The organism is Marinomonas pollencensis (assembly GCF_003387375.1).
Taxonomy (GTDB): domain Bacteria; phylum Pseudomonadota; class Gammaproteobacteria; order Pseudomonadales; family Marinomonadaceae; genus Marinomonas; species Marinomonas pollencensis.
The window spans coordinates 56277-66186 of record NZ_QUNG01000018.1; the positions used below are offsets into that span (position 1 = coordinate 56277).

A 9910-nucleotide genomic window follows, 5' to 3' on the forward strand; every position below is an offset into this window, starting at 1 on the left:
CACTCAATGCTTTACGGGTATATAAGAGTCTGTGTTTAGGGAAGCCAATATAATGGTACAGAAAAAAAATCTCACATTAAAAGACATTGCTAAAGAACTGGGTGTGTCGACCGCCACTGTCTCCTTGGCCATCAATAATAGCTCGTTAGTGGCGGAAAAAACGCGTTTATTGGTGCTCTCTAAAATCAAAGAAGTCGGCTATGTGTATAACCGTCGTGCGGCGAGTCTGATTACTGGAAAAAGCGGTATGGTCGGATTAGCGGTGCATGACTTTACCAACCCTTATTTTACCGAAGTCTGTGCCAGTGCCGAGAAAACCTTGGCGCAAGAAGGGCGTATGTCTTTGTTATGCAACTCTCATGAATCTCTTCCTCTACAAGAGCGTTTTATTAATGCGTTAATCGAACATAACTCCGATGGTTTGCTCTTGTGTCCCGTGGTTGGCACCGAAGTAGAACAGTTGCAGCCGTTATTAACCCGAGGCTTGCCAACGGTATTGGTAACCCGAGATGTGGACGGTGCCAATATGGATTTTGTCGGCAATGATGAGCGTTTCTCTTTTCACCTTGCGACACGACACCTGATTAATTTAGGTCATAAGCGCATTGCTTTTATCGGTGGTGCATTAGATGCGAAAGCCGCAAGAGATAGGCGATCAGGGTACGTGGATGCGTTAAAACTAAACGGTTTGCCGGTGGATGAACGCTTGTTATTTGATTGTGATAACCATTCGGAAGCGGCGGAAAAAATACTGCCTGAAGTCTTGTCTATTGAATCTCCACCTACGGCCATCGTTGGGTTTTCTGATTTAATTGCACTAGGGGTCTTATCTGCTTTGATCGCGTTAGGATTAGAGCCGGGTAAAGACATTGCCGTAGTGGGGTGTGACAATATTGCTGAAAGCAGTCGGCATTATTCACAGTTAACCACGGTCAATGTGCAAAAGTCACAAATTGGCCAAATGGCCGCTAGCTTTCTTTTCCAACGTTTGCAAAACCCTCATATGCCTCCCCAACGAAAGATTTTTGAATCTGAATTGATTGTACGTCGCTCTTGTGGTGCTTATCGCGTTAGCTAATTGTTTTCCTTTATAAAACGCCAATTTTTCTATTGATCATTTAGAGATAATTTTTTAAAACGATTTAAAAGCCTGCTTGCTTGGCTTTATTGTTTGCGATATAAATTTAAATCGATTAAAAAATAACAATAAAAATGCTTTGTTTTGGAGAAAATTAGTGGCTAACTCGATCATAAAGTCGATAGATGTACAGCTGTTTGCCGTACCACTAGAGGAAGTTTTAGCGGATGCTATGCACGGTGATCATACCCATTTTGAGCTCTTAACCGTGACTATTACCGACGCCGATGGTTTACAAGGAACCGGTTATACCTACACCGGTGGCAAAGGGGGAAGGGCGATCCGTGCCTTGATTGAGGCGGATTTAAAACCCTTATTATCCTGCCAAGATAGCGCTGAAATAGAGCGTTTATATTCTTTAATGGAATACAATATTCATTATGTTGGACGTGGCGGAATTGCCGCGTTTGCTGTGTCGGCGGTCGATATTGCTCTGTGGGATTTACGCTGTCGTCGGTCAGCAATAGCGCTGCATCAATTGGCTGGTAACTTGAACCGAAAAGCCAAGGCGTATCGTGGTGGGATTGATTTGAATTTTTCCCTAGAGCGCTTGTTAGAAAACATCCAAGGCTACTTAGACGAGGGTTTTAAGGCTGTAAAAATCAAAGTCGGTAAAGCCCAACTGAGCGAAGACCTAGCCAGAGTAAAAGCGGTAAGAGAGCTGATTGGGCCTGATATGCCTTTCATGGTCGACGCCAACTATTCAATGACTGTTGAGCAAGCGATTGCCGCCTCCCGTGCTTTTCAGGCTTACGATATTTTGTGGTTCGAAGAGCCAACCATCCCAGATGATTATACAGGCTTTGGCAGAATAGCTGAGGCGACAAGTATTCCTTTGGCGATGGGAGAAAATCTGCATACGATTCATGAATTTGGCTATGCCTTTGAGCAAGCCAAGTTGTCTTATATTCAGCCTGATGCGTCTAATTGTGGTGGCATAACAGGCTGGCTAGCGGCTGCACGCCTTGCTAATAAATACTCTATTCCGGTGTGTTCTCATGGTATGCAAGAGTTGCATGTCAGCTTGGTCGCTTCACAGCCAAACGCGGGCTGGGTTGAGGTGCACAGTTTTCCGATTGATCAATATACGTTACAACCACTGGTGTTGGAGGGCGGCATGGCGGTGGCGCCAGAATCGATTGGTATTGGGGTTGAATTTGATTGGGATAAACTTTTGCCATTTAAAATTTAAATCGATTTAAATAAATCTATGTTTCTCTCTAGGGAGAGGGGGTGTCATTAAGCTAAGAAAAATTTGTCACATTGCTCGTTTCAACATTTAACGTGAAAAATAAAAATAAATTAGGAGATGTTAAAATGATTTTTAAAATGACTGTGGTTTCTGCGCTCATCGCTGTGGTGTCCAGTGTGGCGCTGGCGGATTTACCAACGCTTGAGAAAAAAGATCGCTATAAAGTGGGTTTTGCTCAAACGGAAAGTAATAACCCATGGCGTATTGCAGAAACAAAAAGCTTTAAAGAGACGGCCAAAACTTGTAATTGGGATCTGGTGTATACCGATGCGGCGGGTTCTGCTGCGAAACAAGTTTCGGATGTTGATTCCATGATTGCTCAAGGTGTGGATGTCATTTTCCTACCTCCCCGCGAAGAGAGACCTCTGTTACCTGCTGTATTAAGGGCTAAAGCCCAAGGGATTCCTGTATTTTTGGTTGACCGTAGTGTTGATGAAAAAGTCGCCAAACCCGGTCGTGATTATGTGACTTTTTTAGGTTCTAACTTTATCGAGCAAGGGCAAATTGCGGCCAAGTGGTTGATCGAAAAAACGGGCGGCAAAGGCATGATTTTAGAGTTAGAAGGCACCACAGGTTCATCCCCTGCGAATGACCGCCGTAAGGGCTTCGATGACGAAATTGCGAAACATCCAGAGATGAAAATACTCGCTTCACAGTCCGGTGATTTTGCCCGCGATAAAGGCCGTAAGGTCACAGAAACTCTGCTGCAAACCTACCCAAATGCCAATGTAATTTATGCCCATAACGATGAAATGGCTATTGGTGCGATTCAGGCGCTAGAGGCAGCTGGCAAGCAGCCAGGTAAAGATGTGCTGATTGTATCTGTGGATGGGACTCGTGATGCGTTGCAGGCGATTATCGATGGCAAAATGGGGGTTACGGTAGAGTCGAGTCCTTTCTTTGGTCCATTGGCATGCAGCACTATGAAGCGTTATGCCAACGGTGAAAAAATTGAGCATTGGGTGCGTGTAAAAGACCGAGTGTTTACCATTGATAATGCCGCTAAGTACATTGATGAAGCGTATTAATCTCACTTTTTTATGAAATGAAGCAGGCTTAAGTCTGCTTCTTGTTTTCAGTGTTTTGTATTGAGGTTGCTATGAATAACGTGGATTCAATTGATTTGGTAGAGTGTGATATGCCGTCAATGGGGGCTTTGTCTCAGGCGCCAGAGGTCGTTTTGTCTATGCAGGGCATAGACAAACGCTTTGCGGGAGTACCGGCGTTAAGTAATGCCAATTTGGCTCTAAAAGCGGGCGAAGTGCATGCCATTATTGGCCAAAATGGCGCGGGCAAATCGACCTTAATTAAGGTGCTAAACGGTGCCCATAAGTTAGATGAAGGCGAGATCCATTTCTTGGGGGAGGCGGTCAGTTATGCGTCTCCTCATCATGCGCAAATGGCGGGTATTAGTACCATATTCCAAGAAGTAAATTTAATTGCTTATCGCTCCGTTACAGAGAATATTTGTTTAGGTCATGAGCCAAAGCGCTTCGGCATGGTGGATTGGCGTAAGGCTCATGCACATGCGCGGGAAACCCTTGCCCGTTTCGGTTTAGAGCTGGATGTGGAGCAGCCATTAGGCTCTTTTAATATTGCAATACAGCAGCTAGTGGCGATTGCCAGAGCGGTGGCGTTAGACGCCAAAGTGGTGATCATGGATGAGCCGACATCCTCATTAGATGAAAAAGAAAAAGCCGTGCTGTTTCGAGTGATTAAAGAGCTGAAAAGCTCGGGAGTTGCCATTCTTTATGTCAGTCATCATCTCGATGAACTGTTTCAAATATGCGATCAAATCACCGTCATGAGAGACGGTAAAACCGTAGAGCAAAAACCAATAAGCGCCATGAGTAAGTTAGATATGGTCGCGGCCATGTTGGGCAAAGACCCTGCAGAAATCGCCAAAGGCGGCGCGACTAATTTTGCCGCGACCGGCCAAGTCAGCGATGAGGTGTTGTTCTCGGTGGCGCATTTAAAGGGAGCCGCAGGTTTAAAAGACGTGTCGTTCGATTTGTATAAGTCTGAAATTCTAGGCTTGGCTGGCTTATTAGGGGCGGGGCGTTCTGAGGTCGCTCGGGCGATTTTTGGTCTCGACCATGAAATGAAGAGCGGCAAGATGCATTTGTCTGGGCAGCCTGTGGATTTTAATCACCCTAGCCGAGCCATTGCGGCGGGTTTTGGTTTTTGTTCTGAAGATCGTAAAGAGGATGGGATTATCCCGCAGCTTTCGGTTCGCGAAAATCTCACCCTAGTGTTACTACCCAGAATTGCCAAATACGGCCTGATTGATGAAGCAAAAGAGCGTCAATTAGTGGACGAATTTATTCGTCATCTTGGTATTAAAACCGCGTCCATGGAACAGCCTATCTCCCAACTTTCGGGGGGCAATCAACAAAAAGTCTTGCTGGCTCGTTGGCTGGTCACTAACCCGAATATCTTGATTTTAGATGAACCAACCCGCGGCATTGATGTGGGCGCAAAGGGCGAAATTCAGGCGCTCATTCGACGTCTTGCAGACGACGGTTTAACCGTATTGATGATCTCTTCGGAATTTGAAGAACTGGTTGAAGGCGCAGATCGGGTCATCGTTCTGCAAGATGGTCATAGCATCCAAGAGCTGGCCAATGAGCAACTTACTGAGAATGCCATCATGAAGGCCATTGCTCAATGAACTCACATCAAGGTGAGATGAAGGGAGACAAGCAAATGAACACTTCTGTTTTAGAGGAGCGCAGCAAAGTGCCAGCGACATTATCAGCCAGAGCGCTGTCACAAGTAAAAAATAATGGCGCACTCTGGGCGTTTTTTTTACTGCTGTTGATCAATATTTTGATTACCCCTAATTTTTTACAAATTCAAACTTTATACGTCAATTTAACTCAGGTGGCGACGGTGGCGATTGTCGCAATTGGCATGACGTTGGTGATTGCTTCTGGCGGCATTGATTTATCTGTAGGGGCGTTAATGGCGTTGGCGGGGACCATAGCGCCGATGATCTTTTTGTCAGATTTCGCCGCCTCATGGCCAGCATTAGGTCTAGTTTTGGCGATTGTGGTTGCGATTGCTGTGGCCGGTTTGGCAGGCTTGTTTAATGGCTATTTGATCAGTGTGTATAAAATTCAGCCGATTATCGCCACGCTGATTTTATTTATCTCGGGGCGAGGTATTGCTCAGGTGCTGACCAATGGTGAGCTGCAAACTTTTGATAACCCCAGTTTTGAATTTATCGGCACGGGGCGAATTTTGGGGGTGCCAGTGCAAGCCATTATTACCATAGTGCTGGCGCTTTCCATCGCTTGGGTGATCAAGCGTTCTATCTATGGGCGCTTTTTATTAGCGGTGGGAGGTAATGAGAAAGCCGCCGAATTGGCTGGGGTTCCAGCGAAAAAAATAAAAATGCTGACCTACATGATATGTGGTTTGTTAGCGGGCATCGCAGGGCTTATCTCGACGGCGATTAATTCCGCATCGGATGCCAACCAAACCGGCCAACTGATGGAGCTGGATGCAATATCGGCGGCGATTGTTGGTGGTGTGTTGCTAACCGGTGGTAAGGCTCCGATTCTGGGTGCCGTATTGGGTGCGGCGATTATTCAATTGGTGGGTTATACCCTGCTGGCAAATGGGGTGCACGATGCCGTCGCTATGGTCGCGAAAGCCGTCATTATTATCGTGGCCGTGTATCTTCAGCAAGTGAAGGGGGCGAAATAATGAATATTTTAACAAGGGTGATTAATCTGCCTGGACTGAAGCGAAAAGCCCATGCCTCACGTCAGGCTGAAGGGGTATTGATTGCGCTGGCGGTGATTACTTTATTTGCCAGTTTACGCTATGACGCGTTTCTCAGTGAATACAACATAATGACGTTTTTGGCTTATAACTCGATGTTTATTCTGATTGGCCTTGGCATGTGCTTTGTGATTATGACAGGAGGCATTGATTTATCGGTTGGGTCGGTTGTTGCTCTGTCGAGTGTGGTGGTGGCTAAGGTCAGTGAATATGGTATTGAGGTGGCCTTGCCGGTGGGGATTTTAGTCGGGGTAACCACAGGTACGATTAATGCGCTGGTGATTACTCGGCTCAAGATTGTGCCTTTTATTGCCACTTTGGCGATGATGTTGGGGGCGCGTGGAATGGCCCTGGTGATCTCAGGTAACCAGTCCGTGGATGTGTCTTGGGAGAGCAATTTCACTCAGTTTGGTTTAGGAAAAATGTTTGATTTTATTCCTTGGCCTGTTGTGACTATGTTGCTGGCGTTTGCCTTTTGCTGGTTGTTACTGGAAAAGTTTGCGTTTGGACGCCATGTGTTGGCCATTGGTGGTAATGAAGAAGCCTCTAAGCTCATGGGTTTGGAGGTGAACCGTACCTTATTTGGTGTCTATGTACTCAGTGGCGCTTTGGCTGGTTTGTCTGGCGTGATGTTGGCATCCGGTTTTGGCGCTGGGCAACCCTTAGAAGGGTTGGGCTGGGAGTTATCTGCGATTGCGGCGGTAGTCGTGGGAGGCACTTTGCTGACCGGTGGCTTAGGATCGATTACCTCAACCTTGTTAGGGGCGATTTTATTAGGGCTGATTTTTAATATTTTAAATTTTGAAAATGGGCTAGGCACGATCAGCTTTAGCGCCTATTGGCAGTCCATCATTCGGGGGGGATTTTTGCTGGTTGTGGTGGTGATTCAGGCAAAAATGATGAATCGTAAAAAAGCGCATTGATAAAGGATTATAGGCTTTATGGTAAGGACGATGCAAAGACCGAGTATGCAATCTCAATACAGATATATCGTGGTAGGCGGGGGCTCAGCTGGGGCTGTCGCTGCCGCAACATTAGCTAAAGAAGGCATTGGCAAAGTACTTTTGTTAGAGGGGGGATATAGCCATAAGCACCCCTTGCTGGATATGCCAGCAGGCATTTTTAAAATGATAAATGGCAGTAAATATATGCACTATCATCATACGACACCGCAAGATCATTTGGGCGGACGGGTGCATGATATACCCCAAGGTAACGTACTCGGTGGCGGTTCTTCAGTGAATGCCCAGGTGTATATGCGTGGACGGCCGAGTGATTATGATGAATGGGACACTTTATTAGGCGGTCAAGCTGGGTGGAGTTGGCAAGATGTGTTGCCCCACTTCAAAAGCATGGAAGCTAATAACCGATTACTAAACGACTACCATGGGCACGATGGTCCTGTGTTGGTCTCTGATCCTCAGTACATTGATGATTCGTCGCGGGCGTTTGTGCAAAGCGTGCAGGCGCAAGGCATACCATTCAATGATGATTTTAACGGAGTGCGCCAAAAAGGCGTTGGTTTTTATCAATTTACCAACCGTAGAGGGCGTCGTAGTAGTACCGCTTATGCCTATTTAGACCCCAGCGTTGTGCCTGATAATCTTGATATTAAGTTGCAGCATAAAGTGCATAAGGTTTTGCTAGAAGAGGGCAAAGCCGTGGGAGTGGTGTATGAAAATGACAGCGGCGCTGTTGAAGAGATACGTCTAGATCCTGATGTTGATGGTGAAGTGATCTTAGCGGCAGGTGCTTTGGTGACACCTAAGCTGTTGATGCTTTCAGGTCTGGGTGATGCCAAGCAATTAGCGTCGTTTGATATCGATTGTTTGGTGGATCTCCCCGGTGTTGGCGAAAATCTGATAGATCACCCAGAAGTGCCGGTGATCGCCACGGCCAAGCAAGGCTTTGGCTATTATAAACAAGGTGACGGCTGGAGAATGTTGTTGAATGGCTTGCAGTTTAAGCTATTTGGCAGTGGCCCTGTGACGTCTGCAGGGGTCGAAGCAGGGGCGTTTGTAAACCCTGAAAACCCAGAGCAAGAGGCCAGTATTCAGGCATTTTGTGTGCCTATGGTGTATTTGGATCGAGACCTGCTTAGTCTGGTGAACAACGAATACGGCATGACGATTACCACGGTAGTGGTTAAGCCTGTGTCTCGGGGCTATGTCCGGTTGGCGTCTGCGAACCCTGCTGATGCTCCTTTGGTGTGTCCTAATCTCTTAAAGGATGAACAGGATATGCGAGCCATGATGGCAGGTCAGCGCTTTTTCATTCGTTCGTTCCAGACGGCACCATTGGCAAACTCCATCAAATCCATTGTGATTCCAAACATAAATAACTTAACCGATGAGGCGTTGGAACAGCATTGCCGACAAACTGTTAAAACCAATTATCACCCAGCGGGAACCTGTCGAATGGGGGCCAGTGATGACCCAATGGCGGTGTTAAATAGCCGTTTACAAGTGAAGGGCGTGAGTGGCTTGAGGGTGTGTGATATGTCGGCGGTACCCAGTATTAACGCGGGTAACACCAATGCGGTCGCGATGATGCTAGGAAAGCGTTGCGCTGAGTTTATATTACAAAAAGAGCAATAAGGCGTGAAAGCGGGCAGCAAGCGGTAGCGCTAAAAACATAAGACATAAAAAAGGAGCTTAATACGATTAAGCTCCTTTTTTTGTGGGTCAGTTTTACTTGGAAGCGGCTAAGATTTCATTGACCATCTTGTCGCCATATTGGTTAATAAAATTCGTCCATACCGGTTTAACGGCTTCACGAAAGGCGTCTGAGTCTACGTCGCGGTTTACCTTCATGCCATATGACTCTAGTTCAGCAATCATTTTATCTTCCTTCTCTATGCTCAATTTACGCTGCATAGTCACGGCGTCTTTCGCCGCGTCGAGAATGATTTTCTGGTTCTCTTCGCTTAGTGAGTTAAGCTTTTTCAAGTTCATGGCAAGCACTAACGGAGAATAAGAGTGACGCGTCAAGCTCAGGTATTTCTGTAGTTCATAGAACTTAAACGAAAGTACAATTGGAATAGGGTGATCTTGGGCATCCACCACGCCTGTTTCTAGGGCAGTATAAAGCTCAGAAACTGGCATTTGAGTTGGGTTTGCCCCTAATATTTCAAACATATCACTGAGTGCTGCCGAGCCATTAACACGCATTCTTAAACCGTCTAAATCACTTGGTTTACGAATCGGGCCGCGATTATTGGTGATGTTACGGAAGCCGTTTTCTGGGAAGCCAAGGCCTTTTAAGCCAAGTTTTTCCATGTCATTCAGTACTGATTTACCCACTTTTCCGTCGAGTACTTTATAGGCGGTTTTCCTGTCTGGAAACATAAAAGGGAGGGTAAAGGCTGAAGATTCGGGCAATAGACCTGAATATAGACTTAACCCATTAATGGTAAAGTCCATGATTCCCATGCGAGTACCTTCGATCATTTGTGAGTCTGAGCCCAATTGACCGTGTGGGAAAATATTAATTTTCAGATCCCCATTACTGCGAGACTCAACTTCTTTCTTGAAGTATTCAGACATTGTCTGCTGCAGGTCTGAAGCAGGAGCCGCATGGCCTAGCTTTAAGGTCGTTGCTGCCATCGAGTGACTGGCAGTCAGTGCCATTGTCATGGCAGACGCAAGACCCATACCCTTCAGTAACGTTTTTATTTTTATCATTATTTTTCTCCTTGAGGGTTAACCAATTATCAATTTCATCGGAACAGT

General features: G+C 46.1%; 8 protein-coding genes. 7 read left to right on the plus strand and 1 reads right to left on the minus strand.

Annotated elements, in window-relative coordinates:
* Positions 1–52: 52 nt before the first annotated feature.
* The 7 genes from DFP81_RS17100 to DFP81_RS17130 all read left to right on the plus strand — a co-directional run bounded on the left by DFP81_RS17100 (position 53) and on the right by DFP81_RS17130 (position 8776).
* The gene (locus DFP81_RS17100) at positions 53–1078 is read left to right on the plus strand and encodes a LacI family DNA-binding transcriptional regulator (protein WP_115899104.1); all 1026 of its coding nucleotides are present in this window, start codon (positions 53–55) and stop codon (positions 1076–1078) included.
* 157 nt (positions 1079–1235) lie between these two features.
* Positions 1236–2330 carry a mandelate racemase/muconate lactonizing enzyme family protein gene (locus DFP81_RS17105; protein ID WP_245959204.1) on the plus strand — a complete coding sequence of 365 codons (1095 nt, stop codon included), beginning with the start codon at positions 1236–1238 and terminating at the stop codon, positions 2328–2330.
* A gap of 125 nt (positions 2331–2455) precedes the next feature.
* Complete coding sequence (locus DFP81_RS17110; protein ID WP_115899105.1) at positions 2456–3418, plus strand: ABC transporter substrate-binding protein; 963 nt, start codon at positions 2456–2458, stop codon at positions 3416–3418.
* A 71-nt stretch (positions 3419–3489) separates the two neighbouring features.
* A complete protein-coding gene (locus tag DFP81_RS17115; protein WP_220343027.1) occupies positions 3490–5061 on the plus strand; it encodes a sugar ABC transporter ATP-binding protein in 1572 nt (523 codons plus the stop codon).
* A 35-nt stretch (positions 5062–5096) separates the two neighbouring features.
* The gene (locus tag DFP81_RS17120) at positions 5097–6101 is read left to right on the plus strand and encodes an ABC transporter permease (RefSeq protein ID WP_115899111.1); all 1005 of its coding nucleotides are present in this window, start codon (positions 5097–5099) and stop codon (positions 6099–6101) included.
* Entirely contained in the window at positions 6101–7102 is a 1002-nt protein-coding gene (locus tag DFP81_RS17125) for an ABC transporter permease (protein WP_115899106.1), read from the plus strand. Before DFP81_RS17120 ends, DFP81_RS17125 begins: the two co-directional genes overlap by 1 nt.
* 45 nt (positions 7103–7147) lie before the next feature.
* Complete coding sequence (locus tag DFP81_RS17130) at positions 7148–8776, plus strand: GMC family oxidoreductase (protein WP_115899107.1); 1629 nt, start codon at positions 7148–7150, stop codon at positions 8774–8776.
* Positions 8777–8869: 93 nt separating this feature from the next.
* Here the strand turns inward: DFP81_RS17130 and DFP81_RS17135 are convergent, their stop codons facing one another.
* The gene (locus tag DFP81_RS17135; protein WP_220343029.1) at positions 8870–9862 is read right to left on the minus strand and encodes a TRAP transporter substrate-binding protein; all 993 of its coding nucleotides are present in this window, start codon (positions 9860–9862) and stop codon (positions 8870–8872) included.
* Positions 9863–9910: the final 48 nt, after the last annotated feature.